Annotated in this window: 16 protein-coding genes and 1 pseudogene; 9 read left to right on the top strand and 8 right to left on the bottom strand. The window is 74.6% G+C overall.

Annotated features, from left to right (window positions below):
* Window positions 1-3 precede the first annotated feature (3 nt).
* From OG802_RS02615 to OG802_RS02600, 4 genes are all read left to right on the top strand, one after another.
* The gene (locus tag OG802_RS02615; RefSeq protein ID WP_329406756.1) at window positions 4-906 is read left to right on the top strand and encodes a hypothetical protein; all 903 of its coding nucleotides are present in this window, start codon (window positions 4-6) and stop codon (window positions 904-906) included.
* Window positions 907-1,037: 131 nt separating this feature from the next.
* Window positions 1,038-1,406: a hypothetical protein gene (locus OG802_RS02610; RefSeq protein ID WP_329406755.1), complete on the top strand. Its 369-nt coding sequence runs from the start codon at window positions 1,038-1,040 to the stop codon at window positions 1,404-1,406.
* A 154-nt stretch (window positions 1,407-1,560) separates the two neighbouring features.
* Complete coding sequence (locus tag OG802_RS02605; RefSeq protein WP_329406753.1) at window positions 1,561-3,576, top strand: NADPH-dependent 2,4-dienoyl-CoA reductase; 2,016 nt, start codon at window positions 1,561-1,563, stop codon at window positions 3,574-3,576.
* A 31-nt stretch (window positions 3,577-3,607) separates the two neighbouring features.
* Window positions 3,608-4,162 (top strand): PadR family transcriptional regulator, encoded by a 555-nt coding sequence (locus OG802_RS02600; protein ID WP_329406749.1) that lies wholly within the window; start codon window positions 3,608-3,610, stop codon window positions 4,160-4,162.
* Window positions 4,163-4,249: 87 nt separating this feature from the next.
* Here the strand turns inward: OG802_RS02600 and OG802_RS02595 are convergent, their stop codons facing one another.
* From OG802_RS02595 to OG802_RS02585, 3 genes are all read right to left on the bottom strand, one after another.
* The gene (locus OG802_RS02595; RefSeq protein ID WP_329406747.1) at window positions 4,250-4,801 is read right to left on the bottom strand and encodes a hypothetical protein; all 552 of its coding nucleotides are present in this window, start codon (window positions 4,799-4,801) and stop codon (window positions 4,250-4,252) included.
* Window positions 4,802-4,985: 184 nt separating this feature from the next.
* Complete coding sequence (locus OG802_RS02590; protein WP_329406745.1) at window positions 4,986-5,960, bottom strand: fibronectin type III domain-containing protein; 975 nt, start codon at window positions 5,958-5,960, stop codon at window positions 4,986-4,988.
* Between the two features lie 397 nt (window positions 5,961-6,357).
* Window positions 6,358-6,786 (bottom strand): signal peptidase I, encoded by a 429-nt coding sequence (locus tag OG802_RS02585; RefSeq protein WP_329406742.1) that lies wholly within the window; start codon window positions 6,784-6,786, stop codon window positions 6,358-6,360.
* Between the two features lie 217 nt (window positions 6,787-7,003).
* Here OG802_RS02585 and OG802_RS02580 point away from each other — a divergent pair.
* Window positions 7,004-7,702, top strand: a pseudogene (locus OG802_RS02580) (glycoside hydrolase family 75 protein); the annotation flags it as partial.
* Between the two features lie 430 nt (window positions 7,703-8,132).
* On the opposite strand, the gene OG802_RS02575 reads toward OG802_RS02580, so the two are convergent.
* The 4 genes from OG802_RS02575 to OG802_RS02560 form a co-directional block, all read right to left on the bottom strand.
* Entirely contained in the window at window positions 8,133-8,543 is a 411-nt protein-coding gene (locus OG802_RS02575; RefSeq protein WP_329406739.1) for a PTS-dependent dihydroxyacetone kinase phosphotransferase subunit DhaM, read from the bottom strand.
* 7 nt (window positions 8,544-8,550) lie between these two features.
* Window positions 8,551-9,156, bottom strand: a complete 606-nt coding sequence (gene dhaL, locus OG802_RS02570) for a dihydroxyacetone kinase subunit DhaL (protein WP_329416911.1) — start codon at window positions 9,154-9,156, stop codon at window positions 8,551-8,553.
* 50 nt (window positions 9,157-9,206) lie between these two features.
* Window positions 9,207-10,199, bottom strand: coding sequence for a dihydroxyacetone kinase subunit DhaK (dhaK, locus tag OG802_RS02565; protein ID WP_329406737.1), 993 nt, complete (start codon window positions 10,197-10,199; stop codon window positions 9,207-9,209).
* Window positions 10,200-10,759: 560 nt separating this feature from the next.
* The gene (locus tag OG802_RS02560; RefSeq protein WP_329406735.1) at window positions 10,760-11,281 is read right to left on the bottom strand and encodes a hypothetical protein; all 522 of its coding nucleotides are present in this window, start codon (window positions 11,279-11,281) and stop codon (window positions 10,760-10,762) included.
* 183 nt (window positions 11,282-11,464) lie between these two features.
* Between OG802_RS02560 and OG802_RS02555 the strand changes: the two genes are divergently transcribed.
* The gene (locus OG802_RS02555) at window positions 11,465-12,253 is read left to right on the top strand and encodes a YqjF family protein (RefSeq protein WP_329406733.1); all 789 of its coding nucleotides are present in this window, start codon (window positions 11,465-11,467) and stop codon (window positions 12,251-12,253) included.
* Between the two features lie 239 nt (window positions 12,254-12,492).
* Here the strand turns inward: OG802_RS02555 and OG802_RS02550 are convergent, their stop codons facing one another.
* Window positions 12,493-15,411, bottom strand: coding sequence for a glycosyl hydrolase 115 family protein (locus OG802_RS02550; RefSeq protein ID WP_329416910.1), 2,919 nt, complete (start codon window positions 15,409-15,411; stop codon window positions 12,493-12,495).
* Window positions 15,412-15,843: 432 nt separating this feature from the next.
* Here OG802_RS02550 and OG802_RS02545 point away from each other — a divergent pair, with 432 nt between their 5' ends.
* From OG802_RS02545 to OG802_RS02535, 3 genes are all read left to right on the top strand, one after another.
* Window positions 15,844-16,722 carry an SCO6745 family protein gene (locus OG802_RS02545; RefSeq protein ID WP_329406730.1) on the top strand — a complete coding sequence of 293 codons (879 nt, stop codon included), beginning with the start codon at window positions 15,844-15,846 and terminating at the stop codon, window positions 16,720-16,722.
* Window positions 16,723-17,180: 458 nt separating this feature from the next.
* Window positions 17,181-17,642 carry an RpiB/LacA/LacB family sugar-phosphate isomerase gene (locus tag OG802_RS02540; RefSeq protein WP_329406726.1) on the top strand — a complete coding sequence of 154 codons (462 nt, stop codon included), beginning with the start codon at window positions 17,181-17,183 and terminating at the stop codon, window positions 17,640-17,642.
* Window positions 17,643-17,780: 138 nt separating this feature from the next.
* Window positions 17,781-20,165 carry a phosphoketolase family protein gene (locus OG802_RS02535; RefSeq protein ID WP_329406725.1) on the top strand — a complete coding sequence of 795 codons (2,385 nt, stop codon included), beginning with the start codon at window positions 17,781-17,783 and terminating at the stop codon, window positions 20,163-20,165.
* Window positions 20,166-20,420: the final 255 nt, after the last annotated feature.

Genomic DNA, 20,420 nt, shown 5'->3' with positions numbered 1-20,420 from the left:
CCCATGCCCCTGCGCCCCGTCCGCCGCCGCGCCCGCCAGGCCGGCGCCGCCCGCACCGTCCGCGCCTCCCTGCTCGCGCTGGCCGTGGCGACCGTCACCGCCCTGTCCGCGGCCCCGCCGGCCGCGGCCGCGGACGCCTGGAACGAGATCGGCTCCGACCGGGCCGCCCCGCTGACCGAGAGCCAGGGGCTGGCCTCGGTGGAGGTCCCGGCGGGCAGTCCCAACCGCTACACCGGCATCGGCACCATCCCCGTGTCCCTCTCGTTCCGGGGCTGGAACCACGTCGGCGACCCGGACGCCTCCTACGACGGCTACTACGTCGAGCCCTACCAGAGCGACTCGGCGGGCGCGAAGATGTACCGGGTGCAGGCGCCCGGCGGCGCCTGGTCGGAGTACGTCCACGCGCTCCGTCCCGGCGAGGCCCTCAACAACTCCTGGGTGGCGATCACCCCGGACAGCCAGTGGATGCTCTCGGGCGAGTGGGGCACCATGACCCGGTTCCTCGTCTTCCCGACCCCCGGCGCGAACCCGGCCACCTCGCCCTCCGCGGATCTGCCCCAGGCGTCGACCGTCCGCCTCGACCACGCCGTGCGCGACGTCCAGGGCTGCGACTTCAGCGGCCCGACCACCCTGCTGTGCTCCTCGGACGACCCGGACGGCGCCCTCTTCGGCGTCACCAAACCCCTGCTGCAGATCGACCTGTCCGCGCCGCCCACCGGCGGCTCCGACGTCACCGGCCATGTCACGGCCCTGCGCCAGCTGCCCCTGCGCAGCTCCTGCTCGGGGTCCTTCGAGGCGGAGGGCGTCGACTACGACCGCCGCAGCGGCACGCTGCGCGTGATCGTCGTCTCGCCCGGCTTCTGCGTGCTGACCGACAGCAAGACGTACCGGCTCACCCGCGGCTGAGCCGGGGGCCGGCGGCCCCGCGCCGCCGGCCCGTCGCTGGTCCGGCCGGGAAACTGATGCTTTTCTGGGGATGTGGAGCGGTCTGCGGGGAACCCGCACAGCCGCGCCACCCCACGAGAGGAGCGATCACGATGGATCGCGAGCGATCGCACGAGGAGTCCGTCTCCGTCGAGATCAGCGGATGCAGCAAGGAGGACGCCCGGATCGTGTTCGACACGCTCAACGCGTGCTTCGAGTCCGACCGCGGCGCCGGTGAGGAGCCGCAGCAGCTCCACGAGTCGCGCCCCATGGTGTGGCTCGGGACCTTCGAGGTCACCGAAGCGCGCGACTGCGCCGAGCCGGCCCGGCTCTCGTCGTCCGTCGAGGCCGACGCCCAGGGCAGCTACTGGGCGATCGAGCGGCTCCGCTCGACGCTCGACTCGGTGTTCTCCGTGCGCGACCTGTCGTCCGCCTCCGGCGACCAGGAGCGCGAGCTGCACGTGCTCCTCGAGAGCAGGTGAGCATCCGGCCGGGCGGGCCGGCGTGACCGCGAACCGGAAGGCGGAGCGCCGGTGACCTGCGGCACATGAGCGGGGCCTCATTGTGCAACTAGTTGCACAACCCGTGCGCGGTCCTCTAGAACTGAGGGACTACCGCCGCGCACGGAGGCCCGCCATGAGCCGTTACCCCCATCTGCTGAGCCCTCTCGACCTGGGCTTCACCACACTGCCCAACCGCGTCCTGATGGGCTCGATGCACATCGGGCTGGAGGAGGCCGAGCGCGGCTTCGAGCGCATGGCCGCGTTCTACGCCGCCCGCGCGCGCGGGGGAGTGGGCCTCATCGTCACCGGCGGCATCGCCCCCAACGACGAGGGGCGGCCCGCCGCGGGCGGTGCCAAGCTCACCACCGAGGCGGAGGCCGAGCAGCACCGGATCGTCACCGACGCGGTGCACCGCGAGGGCGGCCGCATCGCGATGCAGATCCTGCACTTCGGCCGGTACGCCTACCACCCGGAGCTGGTCGCCCCGAGCCCGGTGCAGGCCCCGATCAGCCCCTTCGTGCCGCGTGAGCTGACCGACGCCGACATCGAGCGCACCATCGACGACTACGCCCGCGCCGCCCGCCTCGCCCGGCAGGCCGGCTACGACGGCGTCGAGATCATGGGCTCCGAGGGCTACCTCGTCAACGAGTTCATCGCGGCCCGCACCAACCTGCGCACGGACCGCTGGGGCGGCTCCTACGAGAACCGGACGCGGTTCCCGGTCGAGATCGTCCGACGGGTGCGCGAGGCGGTCGGCGAGGACTTCATCGTCGTCTACCGGCTGTCCATGCTGGACCTGGTGCCCGGCGGCTCCACCCTCGACGAGGTCGTCACCCTCGCGAAGGCCGTCGAGGCGGCCGGCGCGACCATCATCAACACCGGCATAGGCTGGCACGAGGCGCGCATCCCCACCATCGCCACCTCGGTGCCGCGCGGCGCCTACACCTGGGTGACGAAGAAGCTGATGGGCGCGGTCTCCGTGCCCCTGGTCACCACCAACCGGATCAACACCCCCGAGGTGGCGGAGCAGTTGCTCGCCGACGGCTGCGCCGACATGGTGTCCATGGCCCGCCCGATGCTCGCCGACCCCGACTTCGTCAACAAGGCCGCCGCCGGCACCCCCGAGGCCATCAACACCTGCATCGGCTGCAACCAGGCCTGCCTCGACCACACCTTCAGCGGGAAGATCACCTCCTGCCTGGTCAACCCGCGCGCCTGCCACGAGACCGAGCTGGTCCTCGCCCCCACCCGGCTGCGCAAGCGCGTCGCCGTCGTCGGCGCGGGGCCCGCCGGCCTGGCCTGCGCGGTCAGCGCGGCCGAACGCGGCCACCACGTCACCCTGTTCGACGCGGCGAGCGAGATCGGCGGCCAGCTCAACGTCGCCCGCAAGGTGCCGGGCAAGCAGGAGTTCGACGAGACGCTGCGCTACTTCCGCCACCAGCTCGACGCCCACGGCGTGGACGTCAGGCTCGACACGCACGTCGCCGTCGAGGACGTGGCCGGCTACGACGAGGTCGTCGTCGCTACCGGCGTCAGCCCCCGCACCCCCGACATCCCCGGCGTCGACCACCCGAGCGTCGTCGGCTACCTCGACGTCCTGCGCGACGGCGCGCCCGTCGGCGACCGCGTCGCGATCCTCGGCGCGGGCGGCATCGGCTTCGACGTCGCCGAGTTCCTCACCGACGGCGGCGACAAGACGAGCGAGGACCCGGCAGCCTACTTCCGCCAGTGGGGCGTCGACATGGACTACCAGGAGCCCGGCGGCCTCGCCGCGCCCGAGCGCCCCGCACCGCCGCGCACGGTCCACCTCCTACAGCGCAAGGCCACCAAGGTCGGCGCGGGTCTCGGCAAGACCACCGGCTGGATCCACCGCACGGAGCTGAGGCACCGGGGCGTCACCATGGTCCCGGGCGTGCGCTACGACCGCATCGACGACGCCGGGCTCCATGTGACCGTCGGTGAGCAGAGCACCGTCCTGGAGGTCGACACGATCGTCCTGTGCACCGGCCAGGACCCGCGCCGCGACCTGTACGAGGCCCTGGTCGCCGCCGGCGGCTCCGTGCACCTCATCGGCGGCGCGGACGTGGCCGCCGAACTGGACGCCAAGCGGGCGGTCCAGCAGGGCACGGAGCTGGCGGCGGCCCTGTAGGGGCCTCCGGGTCCGTCCCTAGGATGACTCCATGTCACTCCCGCACGCGATCCTCACCGCCCTGCTAGAGCGGCCCTCGTCGGGGCTGGATCTGACCCGCCGCTTCGACAGGTCGATCGGCTACTTCTGGTCGGCCACGCACCAGCAGATCTATCGCGAACTGGGACGACTGGAGGCCGCGGGCCACATCCGCGCCCTGCCGGCCGAGCAGCCGGCCCGCGGGCAGAAGAAGGCCTACGAGGTCCTGCCCGCGGGCCGCGCCGAACTCGCGCGCTGGACGGCGGCAGCCCAGGACCCGAAGCCGCACCGCGACGCCATGCTGCTGCGGCTGCGCGCCGCGGCCGTCGTCGGGACCGCGGGTCTGGAGGCCGACCTGCGGCGCCATCTGGAGCTGCACCGGCGGCAGTTGGCCGAGTACGAGGAGATCGAGAAGCGCGACTTCCCGCCCGGCGAGGTAAGCGCGCAGGCCAGGTTGCAGCACCTGGTCCTGCGCGCCGGCATCGAGCTGGAGACCTTCTGGACCCGGTGGCTCACCGAGGCCCTGGCGGGACTGCCCGCCGAGGAGGACCGGCCTCGGGAGCCGTGAGCGGTCTCCTCAGCCGTGCGGCCGCACGAAAGGATGCGGGCCTCGGGACTCGGCGGTGAGGGGGCGAACTCGCGGTCGGGACGGACCTCAGAGCCGGTAGGGCTTCGACCGGCGGCGCAGGAACCAGGCCGCCGCGATGGCGCCCGCCCCCACCAGCGCGCCGCCCACCGCCATGGTGACCGTGCCGTAGTCGCGAGCCGCGCCGCCCAGGCCGCCCATGACCCCCCGTGAGGGCGAGGCCGTGGCCGTGGGGGTGGGGGAGACCGTCGGGGCCGACGGGGCGGAGACGATCACCGACTGGGTGCCGGCGGTGTCGCCCCGGGAGCACATCACGACCACCGTGTAGGTGCCCGGCGAGACGGCCGACCAGGCGGCGGACTGCCCGGCGGCCGTCCCCGACAGGGCCACCTGGCGGCCCTGGGAGAAGCTCGCCTGGCTGCCGGTGAGCAGGGCGGCCGTGCCCCAACTGCCGTTGATCTGGGTGCAGGAGCTGGTCACCACCGACACCGTGGAGCCGGTCGTGCTGACGGAGATGCCCGAGGCCCGGGCGGCGGCCGGCCCGGAGGCGAGGGTGAGGGGCAGCGCGGCGGCGGCTGCCACGGTCAGCCCAGAGCGGACGAGAAGACGGGAAGTGCGCATCGGATGTCCTCCGGCGGCGGCACGGTTGGCGGTACATCCCTTGCGCCGCCGAGGATCGGGTACGCCCGTGCTGCCTCAGGGTCAGCCAATGCGCCTTCCGTCCGCCCCGCACCCGGGCCGCCCCCGGGCAGGTGACGGATTCCCCCGGACGGCCCACGCGGCGCCCCCTCTCACCCGCCCCCGCTCACCCGCCCCCGCCCGTCGTCACCGTGCGCCGCGCCGAGTACGCGCCCCATGTGCCGTCCGGCAGCCGGGCCCGCAGCCGCACCCGGTGGACGACCCCCGCCTCCCGCCCCGCGTAGAAGCTGTACGCCGCCCGCCCCCGGGGCGGGGCGCCGCCCCAGACCAGCGAGGTGGCCCGCCGTCCGTCGAGTTCGACCTGGTACTCGGTGACGACGCCGTCCACCCGCGGCGCCGTCCACGAGAGGTCGAGGTAGTACGCGCCGTCGGCGAGCCGGGAGGCGGCCCGGAAACCGGCCGGCGCGGTGTCCCGCCCCCCGTCCGTGCCCGGCGCCGTGGTCAGGCGCACGGGCGGACCGGCGGGGGAGACGTTGTCGGCCGCGTCGCGGGCCCGGACGGTGAACGCGTAGCGGGTGTGCGGCCGCAGTCCCGTCACGACCGTCGCCGTCTGCCCGCCTCCGACGCTGTGGATCTTCGTGCCGCCCTGGTAGACGTCGTACGACACGACCCGTCGGTCGTCCGTGGAGGCCGACCAGGACAGCTGGACGGCCCGGCTCCCGACGGCCCGTCCGGTGACCCCGCCCGGCGCGGTCGGGGCCGAGCCGTCCGCCACGGCGGCCGGAGTCGTCGCCCGCGCCTCCCGGCTGCGCGGTCCCAGCCGTCCGCCGGCGTCGCGGGCGCGCACCGTGAAGACGTACGCGGTGGACGGCGCGAGGCGGACGACGTCCAGCATGTGCGCGGAGCCGGGCGCCTCGCCGACCTTCCGCCCGCTCCGGTACACCTCGTAGGCGCTGACCTCGGGACCGTCGGCGACCGCGTTCCACATCACGTGCACGCTCGTCGCGCTTCCGGCCCGGGCGCTCACACCGGTCGGCGCGCCGGGCGCCCGCCCCTCGTCGGAGCCGGCCCCGGCCGCGCAGCCGCACGACACGGCCGCCACCAGCGCACTCCCCGCGATCCCCAGCGCAACACGTCGCACGGCTTCGCCTCCCGGCCCGGACCGCGGCAATGGTCCGGACCAATATGACCCGCTCCCGCGAGCACATCAAGAGGGCGAAGAGAGTGCGCGGGACAGGCGAAAGGGTGCGAGCACGGTTCCGGGGGCCGCCGTTGACGACCGCATCCGGACATTACGTATGCTGAAGCGGTTCGCGGCTGAACTCTCCCTGAGGGCTCGGAAGTTCATGCCGGTGGCGCGGACCGCTGTCGTCGCTGATCCCGCGCCGGCGGAGTCGTCCGGGGGTCCGCGGCCGAGACGGCCGCCGGACCCCCGGCCTCCTGCCCGGTCCCGGCCCGCGGGCCGGAGGAGACGCCCGGCCGCCGAGGGCCGCAGGCCGGAGCGGACACCCGTCCGCGACGGGCCCGGCCGAAGCGCCTCACCCGGCTCGCGGCAGCGCCCGTTCCCCCGCGACGATGCCGTCCTCGCTCTCCTCGCCGTCCTCGTCGTCCACCCGGTAGCCGGGCACCGACGGCCAGCGGACCGTGAGCACCACGGACTCCTCCTCCGCGAACCAGGAGTGGTCGACGCCGTGACCCCACACGACGTAGTCCCCCTGCCTGGACAGGACGACGCTGCGCCCGGGCAGCTCCACCCGGAAGCGCCCGCTGACGAGGACCAGGAGGGCGGTGCGCTCCTCGCCCCGCACCCACCGGGCGCGCTCGTCGCCCCGTGGGTGGACGCCCCACTTGATCTCCACGGCCTCACTGTGCCGGGGATCGGAGGCGTCCTTGAAATGCCCCAGCAGCCACCCGCGGTCGAGCGCCGCGTCCCGGCCGGCATTGCCCACATACACGCTGTCGTTCATGGCAGCGCAAGGTAGCAGCAGGCCGCGGGCCCGCAGCGCGCAGGCGGGCGCTCCCCCGGGGACCGGCGATCGGTCGCGCGGGGCATGCCCTGACCCTCCCGGTGGCCGCGGACCGCGCGTCGTGCACCGTACGGCCCTCTCGAAGTGGCCACGTGACGAGACCGGCACCAGATTGTTCCGCGTGTCCGTCAACGTCCTCACGAGAGGGTCCCGCATCGTGCGCGTCAAGTCGCTGACGCTGGCCGCGGCCGGCCTGGCCCTGCTGGCCCCGGCCACCCCGTCCCTGGCCGTGCGCCCCTCACCGGCCGCCGCCGGCGCCGCCGCCTCCCGGCAGGAGGGATCCGTCCGCGCCGCCGGCCTGCTGGCCCGGGTCCGTGACTGCGCCCCCGTCTCACACGGCCGGTACCGCACCGACGACGACGCGCCCGCCACCGTCCAGGTCTGCGGCACCGACGAGGCGGTCTTCTGGACGGCCGACATGGACATCGACTGCGACGGCCGCCCCGGCCCCCACTGCAACAGCGCCACCGACCCGCTGTTCTCCGACGCCACCGCCTACCAGCAGTCCGACGGCCGCTACCTGAGCGCCGAGGAACTGCCCTACATCGTGGTGCCCGGCGTGAGCGCCGTGTGGGACCACCGTGCCCACGGGGTGGGCGGGGGATCGGTGGCGGCCGTCGTCTACGGGGACCGGGTCGAGTACGCGGTCGTCGGCGACGTCGGACCGCGCGGGATCATCGGCGAGGCGTCCTACGCCACCGCCCGGGCGCTCGGCATCCGCGCCGACCCGCACGGCGGCGGCACGCCCTCGGGCGTCACGTACATCGTGTTCAGGAACGCCCGGGCGACGCCCATCGAGAGCCACGCGTCCGCCGTGGCGGTGGGGGAGCGGCTGGCGCGGGCGTTCGCGCAGGGGCCGGGGACCGGCCGGCCCCCGGTCCCCCAGCCGCCCGCTTCCCCGTCCCCGTCCCCGTCGTCGTCTCCGTCCCCGTCTTCGTCCCCGGCGACGAGCGCCGCCGCGACCCCGCGGGAGGACGCCGACGACGACTGGGCGCCGAACACGGAACCGGAGGCCCAGGAGCCCCCGGAGACCCCGGAGGGGACGGACGGCGAGGCCTGGACGCGGGCCGGCGCCACGGAGGACGCCGGGACGCACGCGGACCGGGCCGCCGACGACGGCGAAAGCGCCGGCCAGGACGACCAGGACGGCTGACCGGCGGCGGGCGGGTCGGGGCGAGGAGACGGGGCCCCGACGCACCGCTGGCCCCCGGCCGTACCACCGGGCGTCCGCCCGGAAGGCTCGGCCGGGCGGACGCACGCACGCACGGACGGACGGACGGACGGCGTCATACCTTGCGGTAGGTGTACGCCTCCTGGGCGGCGGCCTCGACCGCGTCGAGGTCCGCGCCCGCCGCGGAGGTGACCACCGCGGCCACCGCACCCTCGACGAACGGGGCGTCCACGAGCCGCGACCCCTCGGGCAGCTCGTCGCCCTCCGCGAGCAGCGCCTTGACCGTGAGGACGGCGCTGCCCAGATCGGCGAGGACCGCGACCCCGGCGCCCCGGTCCACCGAAGCGGCCGCGGCGGAGATCAGTTCGGCGCTCGTGCCCAGCCCGCCGCCCTCGGTGCCGCCCGCCGCGGCGACCGGCACGGCCGCGCCGCCGCCCGCCAGCCCCCGTGCCAGCTCGGCCACGGCCTCCGCCACCTGCGCGCTGTGCGACACCAGCACGACCCCGACCGGCTTCTGTGTGCTCACGGCCGCCTCACTTCCCCTCGGCCTCGGTCTCGGCCAGGGCGGCGACGAGGAGCGCCGCCGAGGTCGCGCCCGGGTCCTGGTGACCGACGCTGCGTTCGCCGAGATAGCTGGCCCTGCCCTTGCGGGCCCGCAGCGGGGTCGTCGCCTCCGCGCCCTCCTCGGCGGCGGAGCGGGCCGCGCCGAAGCCGTCGCCGATGCGCTCGACGGCCGGCGCCAGCGCGTCGATCATGGTCTTGTCGCCCGGGACGGCCCCGCCGAGCTTCATCACGGCGTCCACACCGGCCCGCAGCGCCTCCGCGAACTGCCGCTCGTCCACTTCCGCCGCGTCGCCCAGCGCCTTGCCGGTCCTGCGCAGCAGCGTTCCGTACAGCGGCCCCGAGGCCCCGCCGACCGTCGAGATCAGCTGACGGCCCGCGAGGGTCAGGACGGCGCCCGGAGTCGCGGGCGACTCCTTCTCCAGGGCCGCGGTCACCGCGGTGAATCCGCGCCGGAGGTTGCTGCCGTGGTCGGCGTCCCCGATGGGCGAGTCGAGAGCGGTGAGCCGGTCCGCCTCGCGGTTCACGGACGCGGCGGCCGCCGTCATCCAACGGCGGAAGAAGTCGGCGTCGAGCACGGGATCTCCTTGCATGGTCGGTACGGTCCGGGACGCGCGCGTGCCCCGCTTCAGACGCCCCAGCGCAGCCCGGCGGTCTTCACCGGCGCGTTCCACAGCCGCAGCCGCTCCTCGTCGACCTCGCAGAGGGTCACCGAGGCGCCGGCCATGTCGAGGGACGTCACGTAGTTGCCGACGAGGGTGTGCGCCACGACCACTCCGCGCTGCGCCAGCACCCGCTGCACCTCCGCGTTGAAGCCGTACAGCTCCAGCAGCGGCGTCGCGCCCATGCCGTTGACCAGCACCAGGACCGGGTTGCGGGGCGTGATGTCGTCGAGGATCGCCTGGACGGCGAAGTCGGCGATCTCGCCCGACGTCATCATCGGACGCCGCTCGCGGCCGGGCTCGCCGTGGATGCCGACGCCCAGCTCCAGCTCGCCGGCCGGCAGGTCGAAGGTCGGGCTGCCCTTGGCCGGCGTCGTACAGGCGCTGAGCGCCACGCCGAAGCTGCGGGAGCGCTCGTTGACCTGCCGGGCGAGCGCCTCGACCCGCTCCAGCGGCTGCCCCTCCTCGGCCGCGGCCCCCGCGATCTTCTCCACGAACAGCGTCGCACCCGTACCGCGCCGTCCGGCCGTGTAGAGACTGTCGGTGACCGCGACGTCGTCGTCGACCAGCACCTTCGCAATCTGGATGCCCTCGTCCTCGGCCAGCTCGGCGGCCATGTCGAAGTTGAGCACGTCACCGGTGTAGTTCTTCACGATGAACAGGACCCCGGCCCCGCTGTCGACGGCCGCGGCGGCCCGCACCATCTGGTCCGGCACCGGGGAGGTGAACACCTCGCCCGGACAGGCGGCGGAGAGCATTCCGGGCCCGACGAACCCGCCGTGCAGCGGCTCGTGCCCCGACCCTCCGCCGGAGACCAGGGCCACTCGCCCGGCCACCGGAGCGTCCCGCCGAACGATCACCCGGTTCTCGACGTCGACGGTCAGCTCGGGATGAGCCGCCGCCATCCCGCGCAGCGCGTCCGCGACGACGGTCTCGGCAACGTTGATCAGCATCCTCATGGATACCTCCCAGGGGGATTAGTAGATGCGGCACCACTCCCATTCTGCGCGCCAGGCCGGTCCGGGTCACTTGCCGGACACGCCGACGTGCGGCGAGAGGGAAGGCGCAAGCGGGCCGGACCGGCCTCCTGGCGGCCCGGGACGGGTGACGGAAGGCCGACCGCCCGGCCCGTGCCGCCTGCGGCCGCCAACCGCGCTCGCACCGACGGCAGTTGTCCTCGCGTCGGCTCCTGCGAGCCGATCGCCGGGAACGCGACGCCGCCGAAAGCGTCCTTCGCCGCAGGCACGGACGGACGGGCGCGGGGGCGGGCGGACGGACGGGCGCGGCCGGAGCGTGCCCGACCGCCCCGGCCCCCACCGGCGGAACCGGGGCCGGAAACGCCCGGACCGAGGCCTCAGGACGGCAGTGCCCCACATGACGGGCGCGCCGGGCGGACGGGGACGGCCGGAGCGTGCCCGACCGTCCCCGGCCCTCACCGGCGGAAACGGGGCCGGAAACGCCCCGATCGAGACCTCAGGGCGGCAGTGCCACACGCGCGGGCGCACGGGCGAGGGGCGCCTCAGGCGACGAGCGCCCGGCCGTGTCCGAGGCGGTCCAGGAGCCGGGCGCGGTGCAGGCCGGCCACCGGGGCGAGGAGATCGGGGTGGCGCAGCAGCGCCGCCGCGCCCAGGTCGCGGTCGTCGGGCGCGACCAGACGCCGGAAGCCGGGCGGCGTCCCCGGACCGGGTTCGTCCTCCGCGAGCGCGGCCACCGCCGCGGCTGCCAGCTCAGGGTCGCCGAGCAGACAGGCCGCCCAGCTGACGACGACCTCGTCGACCCAGGTCCGCCAGGCATGGTCGTCGAGGGAGACGCCGGCGTCCGCGCCGCTGACCCAGTCCAGGCGGCCCGAGCCGCCCGGGCCCGCCATGCCGACCAGGGCGGCGTCCGTGGCGGTCGGATAGCGCAGCCGGGCCGCCACCGTCGCCGCCTGCCGGGCCTGCGCCTCGCACAACGCGTCGGCGAGCGCGCCGCCGCTCGCCGGGTAGGCCCGGGTGAGCCAGTGGGCGCTGGCGGCGGTGAGCGGGGAGAGATCAGCGAACAAGGCGGGCCGTCCGAGGTGTGCGGCAGCGAAGAGCAGCGGTGATCAGTGGGGGAGGGGCAGCGCAGGAGGGCTGCGGAAATGCGGGGGCTGCGAAGAACCGTAGCCCGAGACCCCCGCGGAACGACATGTGTCCTCAGCCACAGCGGCCGGTCCTCCCGGGCCGCCGTCGGGGATACTGAGGCGGTGCCGCACATACCGCAGCCACCGGCCCCGGTCCCGCCGCAACCCGTCACGCCCGACGCTCCGGGCCTGATCGCGCGCCCGCTGCTCACCCAGTCCTGGCTGGACCTGACCTTCCTGCACTGGGCGGCCGACCCGGCGGACGTCGCCGGGCTGCTGCCGCCCGGAACGGTCCCGGACACCCTCGACGGCGTCACCTACGTCGGCCTGGTGGCGTTCCGGATGCACCGGGTGGGCTGGTTCCGCCTGCCGGGCGTGCCCTACCTCGGCTCCTTCCCCGAGACGAACGTGCGGCTGTACTCGGTCGACGCGCACGGGCGCCGCGGCGTGGTCTTCCGCTCGCTGGACGCCTCCCGGCTGGTGCCGGTGGCCGTGGCGCGGGCCGGCTTCCGGCTGCCCTACGCGTGGTCGCGCATGGCGATCGACGCCGAAGGCGACACCGTCGTCTACACCAGCCGCCGCCGCTGGCCCGCGCCGCGCGGCGCCCGCAGCCGGATCGCGGTGCGGGTGGGCGGGCCGATCGGCGAACCCACCGCGCTGGAGCACTTCCTGACCGCGCGCTGGGGGCTGCACAGCGCCTTCTTCGGCCGGTCGATGTTTCTGCCCAACGCGCATCCGCGCTGGCCGCTGCACCGGGCCGAGCTGGTGGAGTGCGAGGAGGACCTGATCGCGGCGGCGGGCCTGCCGGCGCCCGAGCGGGATCCGGTGAGCGTCCTGTACTCGCCGGGTGTCCCGGTCCGTTTCGCCCGCCCCGCGCGCCGACCCGGCCCGGCCGGCATCCCCACGCCCTGACCCGCCGCGGGCCCGCCCTGCCCCCGGCCCGCCCGACGTCACGCGGGACGCACGGGGATGTCACGCGGGACGTGCGCGGACGCCACGGGGGACCTGCGCGGACGCCATGAGGACGCCATGAGGACGCCATGAGGGACGCACCGGAACGTCACGCGGGACGCACCGGAACGTCACGCGGGACACAGGGACGCACAGGGAACACAGGGACGCACAGTGATGCCACGGGCACGTCCGGGGCATCACTGGTCCGGCGCGTCCAGGCCCGGTCGGGTCTCGGGGTGGGGGTTGAAGACCGGGTGGTAGCTCTCCGGCGGCGCCAGGTAGGCGGTCGGCAGCCCTCCGGTGTCGACGACGATCTGGTCCACGGTGATCGCCGGATCCACCATGAACACGCGCAGGACGTGCTCGCCGGGTTCGCCGACGGTCACGGCCGCGGTCAGCTTCTCGACCCCCTCCTCGACGTTGCGCGCCCAGGCGTCCCCCCGGTTCCCGGTGGCGACGGCCTGCCCCGACAGGATCACGGGCGGCCGGTCGTCCAGGGCCAGGGCGAGCCGTCGCGCGCCGCGCTCGTCGAGCGAGGGCAGCCGGAACACGGTGACGGGGAAGGTCCCGGTGCTGCGGAAGTGCACCCGGTAGCGCAACTCCGGTGCGCGGGCGGCGAAGTCGGCGGTGACCGGGTCCGCCGTGGACGGACCCGCCTCCACGGCGGCCGCACGCCGGCCGAGCCCGCGGACCGTCCGCCAGTGCGCCCCGCCGCGCGCGATCCGCCGCTCGGTGTGCGCGGCGTCGATCGACACCCAGCCGCCCGCCTCCACGAACCCGCGCGCCCGCCGGCGCGCCCGCTCACCGTCGTTGACCACCCTCAGCGGCACCTCGAAGCGCCGTCCGCCGCCGGTGACGGCGACCGTGACGTCGTGGGCGCCCTCCGGCGTGCGGGCCCAGTCGATCCCGACCCACACCCGCGTCTGCGCGGTGAGCGTTCCGCCCGCCGAACTCAGCCGGACCCAGGGGCGATTCGCCTCCGCGGCCCAGGTCACGTCGAGGAATCCGGTGTTGAACACGTCGACGAAGCGCCGGTCCCGGGTCGCCGAGTCGAACGACAGCGGCCGCTGGGCGCCGGTCTCGTTCCCCTCGGCGGCGACCCCGAGACCGGAGGTCTCCTGCCGGGCGACCCGCGTGACGGCGGGGCGGCCGGGCGCCTTCGGGATCTGCGAGGGGTACGGGTTGATGTAGCCGTCCCACTTCCCGCCCGCCACCTCGGTGTTGTACCGCCTGGTGAGCGCCGCCTCCTGGGCGTGCGCGGCTTCGGCGAGGTCGGCGAAGCGGTTGGTCCCGGCGCCGCGTCCCTGGCGCGCCGCGAGGGCGTTGCGATCCGCCCAGTAGTACTTCAGGTTCATCAAGCAGGCGCCGTGCACCGGGTATTCCAGCAGCTCGAAGTACGCGTCCCGGTAGGCGGCGGGCAGCTCCGCCCCCAGCGCCCGCGTCCGTGCGAGCAGCCGGTCATAGGCGGCCATGCGGCGTCCGGCCTCGTCCCCGTGGTGGACGACGGAGAACACGTTCCGGTCGATGAACTCCGGCCGCCGCTCCGCCGCGAGGCGGTAGTACTCGGTGCGGATCGCCGCGATCTCGCGCGCGTGGCGCACGCCGAACTGCCGTCCGTACCACTGGGCGAGGAAGTCCTCGACGTCGTCGGCGCCCCACCGGTCGACGTCCCAGGCCATGTCCATGGAGAAGGACAGGCCTGTCTCGATCGACTTGAGGTCGCCCACGTTGAAGATCCACACCCGGTCCGCGCCATGCTCGTACACGCGTCGCAACTCCTGCCACACCTTGGCGAGTTGCGTGGTGTCCAGCCACAGATAGCTGCGCGGGCGGCCCCAGTAGGACAGGTGGTAGTAGATCCCGTTGCCGCCCGCGCGGGCGCGCTCCGCCTCGTCCGGCAGCTGGCGCATGTTGCCGTGGTTGTCGTCGGGCCAGATCAGCGTCACGTCGTCGGGGACCCGGACGCCGGCGTTGTACAGGTCCAGGACCTCCTTGTACGGGATGAAGATCTGCGGTGCGGCCGCCGCCCCGACCTCCTCGGCCAGGATCCGCCGCTGGTCGGCGATGATGTCGTTCATCACCGCCACCTTCTCGGGGACCGTGGTCGCGTTGCGCGTCTCCAGCGCGGAGTCGTGCAGTCCGCGCATGCCGAGGGTCCAGCTGCTCTCGTAGGCCGCGTTCTGGCGCGCCCGCGCCCGCCAGTAGTCGGAGATGACGGCGGGGTTCACCGTGTAGTCGTACACGGGCAGCGCGCCGTCCGCTCCGCGGTGCTCGCGCGCCCACGGCTCCCACTCGTGGACGCCGTTGCGCAGCAGGGCCTCCGGATGACTGGAGCCCACGACGATGCCGTACTCGTCGGCGAGTTCGGGGTTCTCCCGGTACGCGTTGAAGAAGTCGGAGTACGGGTGCATCGCCGGCCACAGGTAGTTGGCCTTGAGGCGCAGCAGCAGCTCGAAGATCCGCCGGTACGTCCTGGGGCCGATGTTCTTGTCCGGCTCCTGGGTGCGGTGCGACCAGGTGGTCAGGTTCTCCTCGTCGTTGAGGAAGACGCCCCGGTAGCGGACCGAGGGCTCGGACCGGACGAGGGGACCGGCCGGCACGGTGACGGTGTCCCGGTGTTCCACGGGCACGTCGGCCCACCAGTGCCAGGGCGACACGCCGATGCGCTCCGAGGTGTCGTAGACGCCGTAGACGGTGCCGCGCCGGTCGCTGCCCGCGATCACCAGGGCGCGTCGCACGCCGGGCAGCGGACGCTCCACGACCTGTGCCACGGACGCCTCCCAGCGTCCCCGCACCCGCGACACGTCCAGCCGCCCGCGTGCGGCCAGGCCGTCGATGACGGGGCTCGCCCCGAGCGTGCCCACCAGCACCAGTGCGGCGGCCCGCTCCGGCAGGGTGTGCCGTAACTCGGGCCGGACTCCGGCGACCCGTTCCACGTCGGCCTGGAGGTCGCCGGCCGCGCGGATCACGGCCGGGTCGTCGGCCGCGTCCACGAAGACCTCGGCCGCGACGCCGTCGCGCACGAGGTCGAAGCCGGGCCGTGCGGATCCGGGCGCGGCGTGCGCGGCCGCCGGAAGCGCCACGGGCAGCAGCGGGGTCAGCCCGGCGGCCGTCATGCCCCGCAGAAAGGCCTTGCGGGTCCACGGCTGCGAGGGTTCCTGCGGTGCGGTGTGCGACATGGACGCTCCTGACCAGGTGATGGCATGACCATGCTAGAAAGCGCTTTCTGGGCACCCTAGGACACCCCCGTCCCCCGCGTCCATACGCGCGCGTGCCGCGACGCCGGGCGACGCACCCGTTCGGGCGGCGGGGTTGTTATGACCGCCGTCATGACGGATGCTGCATGGCGGCACGCGAGGCACCGCATGCCTGGCAGGGCGCGCGCGACGCACGGTGCACGGGTGCACGGGTGCACGGGTGCACGCGAGGCAAGACGCGCGACGCGCGGTCGCGCGAGCCGTTTGCACGCGGGGCAGGACACGCGACGTACAGGGCGGGCCGCGCGACGACGCGCGCCGCGCAGGACGACGAACCGGGAGGGCCGGGCAGTGGGCGACACCGTCGCACGGGCGATGTGGGAGAGGTTCGAGCCGGTGCACCAGCTCGTCTACTTCGCCCCCGAGGTACGCGAGGCGGCCGACGGCCTCGGGATGCGCGGCTACTGGATGGGGTACTTCGCGCTGCGCGCGGCGCCCCTCGGGCCCGCGCCCGCCGCGGTGGTCACCAGCTGCTTCCACGTCTTCCACCCCGACCGGGTGGCGCGCGCACTGCCGGACGCCTGGGGCCACGCCTCGCCGCAGGAGGTGCTCCGAGCGCGCGAGCGGGCCATAGACGCGGCGATGACCCGCCTGTACGGCGCGGACGTCGTCGCCTCCGCCGAAGTGGCCGAGGCCGCCGACCTGGCCTGGCGGGCGGCCCTGGCCGCGGACACGGCCGGGCGCGTGCTGGGCGCCGCCAACCAGGCCCTGCCCCGCCCCGCGCAGCCCCACGTCAGGCTCTGGCAGGCCGTGACCACGCTGCGCGAACACCGCGGCGACGGGCACTTCGCCGTGCTGGTGGGCCGCCGACTGGGGCCGGTCGCGGCGATGGCGCTCAAGAGCGCGGCCGGCGAGACCGACGCGGAGTTCCAGCGGAGCGCCCGCCAGTGGGACGCCGACGCGTGGCGGGCGGCGGAGAAGGACCTCGCCGAGCGCGGCTGGCTCGACGGCCGGGGACGCCTCAGCGCGGCCGGGTCGGCAGCCCACGAGCGGATCGAGGCGGACACGGACGCCGCCGCGGCCGCGCCGTGGACGGCCCTGGGCCCCGACGCCACCGCCCGCCTGGCCCATCTGCTCGAACCGCTCGCCCGCACCGTCCTGGACTCCGGAATCGTGCCGGCCGCCAACCCGGTCGGACTCACCAACGGCACCTGGGGCTCTCCCGGCTGACCGCGCCACGGCGGGCGGCCACGGAGGTGTGCGGGCCCCGGGCCCGGGTCCCGGCTCGTCCGCCTCGGCCCCGACGGGGTGGTCGGCACCCTCGGCACCCCCGGGTACCGGCGATCACGCAGACGCCGTCCGCCGCCGCGGCCCGGCCGGTCGGAGTCGTCCGGCCGAGGCCCGTTACGGCCGGCCGCTCGACTCGGTCCGGCCGGTGACGCGCGCACGGCCGATGAACTCCACCCGCCGATGAAGTCCACCCGCCGGTGAACTCCACCCGGCCGCGAACTCCATCCACCGGTGGACACCGCGCGGTGGGCGAACCCCGCGGGGCCGGTGGACGCAGCTCCGGGCGGCCGTATGTGAATGCCCTACCGGGCGGCCGTACGTGAATGCCGTACCGGGCAGTTGTGGGTGAATGCCGTTCCGGGCGGCGGTGCGCGGTCGCCCTCAGTAGGCTCCCTCGTATGCGGATCTCCGTCTCCTCGGACATGGACGAGCCAGTGGCCCGGGCCCTGGTGGCCGAACTGCGCGGCCGCGGGCACGACGTGGTCCCGCACGGCGCGCTGCGCAGCGGCGACGACCCGAGCTGGGCGGTGTGCTCCGAGGCCGCGGCCCGCGATGTGGCCGACGGCACCTCCGAGCAGGCCGTGGTGTGCTGCTGGACCGGCACCGGCGCGTCCATCGCCGCCAACAAGGTGGCCGGCGTCCGTGCCGCGCTGTGCGCCGACGGCTACACCGCCGACGGGGCCCGCCGCTGGAACGACGCCAACGTCCTCGCGCTCAGCCTGCGCCTGACGTCCGAGCCGCTGCTCAAGGAGATCCTGGACGCCTGGTTCGCCGCCGAGGCCGGCGGGGACGCCGAGGACCGGCGAAACGTCGCCCACGTCGAAGGCCTCGACGCCGGCAGGGCGGGCTCACCCGGGTAGCGGACGCCCCCCCGTACGGACGGCTCCGCTCCTCCGTACGGGTCGCCGCGCTCTGTCGGACACCCCGAAAACGGGGCAGGGTGGGCAGGTACGGACCGGCACACCCGCGAGCCAACCCGACCGGGAAGGGAACCCGAGATGTCCGTCGACCCGCGAGCGACGTCCACCCGGCTCACCGACGACGAGGTCAGGACGCTGCACGCCCACTGGCGCGCCGCGAACTACCTGGCCGTCGGCCAGATCTACCTGATGGCCAACCCGCTGCTCACCGAGCCGCTGCGGCCGGAGCACGTCAAACCCCGGCTGCTGGGGCACTGGGGGACCTCGCCGGGACTGAACCTGGTCCACACCCATCTCAACCGCGTGATCCGCGCCCGGGACCTGAACGCGCTCTGCGTCTGGGGCCCCGGCCACGGCGGGCCCGCGGTGGTCGCCAACTCCTGGCTGGAGGGGTCCTACACCGAGACCTACCCGGACGTCACCCGGGACGCGGCCGGCATGGCCCGGCTGTTCCGGCAGTTCTCCTTCCCCGGCGGCGTGCCCAGCCACGTCGCGCCGGAGACGCCCGGTTCCGTCCACGAGGGCGGCGAACTCGGCTACTCCCTGTCCCACGCCTACGGCGCCGCCTTCGACAACCCGGACCTGCTGGTCGCCTGCGTGATCGGCGACGGCGAGGCGGAGACGGGTCCGCTGGCCGCCGCCTGGCACTCGAACAAGTTCCTCGACCCGGTCCACGACGGGGCGGTCCTGCCGATCCTCCACCTCAACGGCTACAAGATCGCCAACCCCACCGTGCTGGCCCGGATCCCCGAGTCCGAACTCGACGAGCTGCTGCGCGGCTACGGCCACGACCCGATCCACGTCACCGGCGACGAGCCGGACGCCGTCCACCGTGCGATGGCCGAGGCCATGGACACCGCCCTCGACCGCATCGCGGCCTTCCAGCGCGCGGCCCGCGAGGACGGGTCCGGCGAGCGCCCCCGCTGGCCGGTGATCGTGCTGCGCACCCCCAAGGGCTGGACCGGCCCCGCCCACGTCGACGGTCTGCCCGTCGAGGGCACCTGGCGCTCCCACCAGGTGCCCCTGTCCGCCGTCCGGGACGAGCCCGAGCATCTGCGGCAACTGGAGGCCTGGCTGCGCTCCTACCGGCCCGAGGAGCTCTTCGACGAGCAGGGCCGCCCCCGTCCCGACGTCCTGGCCCGGATCCCCGAGGGCGCCCGCCGGCTGGGCGCCACCCCGCACGCCAACGGCGGACTGCTGCTGCGCGAACTCCCGCTGGGCGACCTCGACGCGTACGCCGTCCCCGTCGACAAGCCGGGCATCAGCCTGCACGAACCGACCAGGGTCCTCGGGGGTGTGCTGGAGGACGTCATGCGGGCCACCGCCGACCGGCGCGACTTCCGTCTGGTCGGCCCCGACGAGACCGCCTCCAACCGGTTGCAGGCCGTGTACGGGGCCAGCGGCAAGGCCTGGCAGGCGCAGACCCTCGAGGTCGACGAGAACCTCGACCGGCACGGCCGGGTGATGGAGATCCTCTCCGAACACACCTGCCAGGGCTGGCTGGAGGGCTACCTGCTGACCGGACGGCATGGACTGTTCTCCTGCTACGAGGCGTTCGTCCACATCGTCGACTCGATGGTCAATCAACACGTCAAGTGGCTCAAGACGTCAAGGGAACTGGGCTGGCGCGCACCCGTCGCCTCCCTCAACTACCTGCTGACCTCGCACGTGTGGCGCCAGGACCACAACGGCTTCTCCCACCAGGACCCCGGCTTCGTCGACCACATCCTCAACAAGAGCCCGGCGGTCGTGCGGGTCTACCTCCCGCCGGACGCCAACACCCTGCTGGCCGTCGCCGACCACGCCCTGCGCAGCCGTGATCACGTCAACGTCATCGTGGCCGGAAAGCAGCCCTGCTTCGACTGGCTGACGATGGACCAGGCGCGCGCGCACTGCGCCCGTGGGGCCGGCGTGTGGGACTGGGCCGGCACCGGGGACGGGACCCGCGAACCCGACGTGGTCCTCGCCTGCGCCGGCGACGTGCCCACGCAGGAGGTGCTCGCCGCCGCCCAGCTGCTCCGCCGCCACCTGCCGGAAGTCGCCGTGCGGGTCGTCAACGTCGTCGACATCGCCCGTCTCGTGCCCAGCGGCGAACACCCGCACGGGATGAGCGACTTCGAGTACGACGGCCTGTTCACCGCCGACAAGCCGGTGATCTTCGCCTACCACGGCTACCCGTGGCTCATCCACCGGCTCGCCTACCGCCGCACGGGCCACCGCCACCTGCATGTGCGCGGCTACAAGGAGATCGGCACCACCACCACGCCCTTCGACATGGTCGTCCGCAACGACCTCGACCGCTACCGCCTCGTCATGGACGTCATCGACCGGGTCCCCGGCCTCGCCGTGCGGGCCGCCGCCGTGCGCCAGCGGATGGAGGACGTCCGGCTGCGCCACCACGACTGGATCCGCGCCCACGGCACCGATCTGCCCGAGGTCGCCGACTGGGCCTGGGACGGCTGAGGCGACGGCCCGCCCGCGGTGAGGCAGGGCGCACGCACCGGGGCGGACGGCGCAGGCACAGGGGCAGGATGCGGACCGCCGTGCGCCCTGGCACGGCGTCCCGCGGGGTGCCTACAGTGGTCGGCCAGCCCCGCGGGCGCAGCCGGCGGGGCGAGCCCCACCACCTCGTGGTCATCCGTCCCGACCGGCGCCGTCCGGACCGGGCACGGCTCCGCACACCGGCGCGGCTCCCCCGGGCGACGGGTGCGACGACCA

The organism is Streptomyces sp. NBC_00704 (assembly GCF_036226605.1).
Taxonomy (GTDB): domain Bacteria; phylum Actinomycetota; class Actinomycetes; order Streptomycetales; family Streptomycetaceae; genus Streptomyces.
This window is presented reverse-complemented; position numbering and strand designations above follow the sequence as displayed.

Bases quoted from the DNA above. Each gene is read 5' to 3' on its own strand.
- OG802_RS02610 (WP_329406755.1), top strand. From the start codon at position 1,038: ATGGATCGCGAGCGATCGCACGAGGAGTCCGTCTCCGTCGAGATCAGC.
- dhaK (WP_329406737.1), bottom strand. From the start codon at position 10,199: ATGAGGATGCTGATCAACGTTGCCGAGACCGTCGTCGCGGACGCGCTG.
- OG802_RS02540 (WP_329406726.1), top strand. From the start codon at position 17,181: ATGCGGATCTCCGTCTCCTCGGACATGGACGAGCCAGTGGCCCGGGCC.
- OG802_RS02605 (WP_329406753.1), top strand. From the start codon at position 1,561: ATGAGCCGTTACCCCCATCTGCTGAGCCCTCTCGACCTGGGCTTCACC.
- OG802_RS02600 (WP_329406749.1), top strand. From the start codon at position 3,608: ATGTCACTCCCGCACGCGATCCTCACCGCCCTGCTAGAGCGGCCCTCG.
- OG802_RS02550 (WP_329416910.1), bottom strand. From the start codon at position 15,411: ATGACGGCCGCCGGGCTGACCCCGCTGCTGCCCGTGGCGCTTCCGGCG.
- OG802_RS02535 (WP_329406725.1), top strand. From the start codon at position 17,781: ATGTCCGTCGACCCGCGAGCGACGTCCACCCGGCTCACCGACGACGAG.
- OG802_RS02585 (WP_329406742.1), bottom strand. From the start codon at position 6,786: ATGAACGACAGCGTGTATGTGGGCAATGCCGGCCGGGACGCGGCGCTC.
- OG802_RS02595 (WP_329406747.1), bottom strand. From the start codon at position 4,801: ATGCGCACTTCCCGTCTTCTCGTCCGCTCTGGGCTGACCGTGGCAGCC.
- OG802_RS02615 (WP_329406756.1), top strand. From the start codon at position 4: ATGCCCCTGCGCCCCGTCCGCCGCCGCGCCCGCCAGGCCGGCGCCGCC.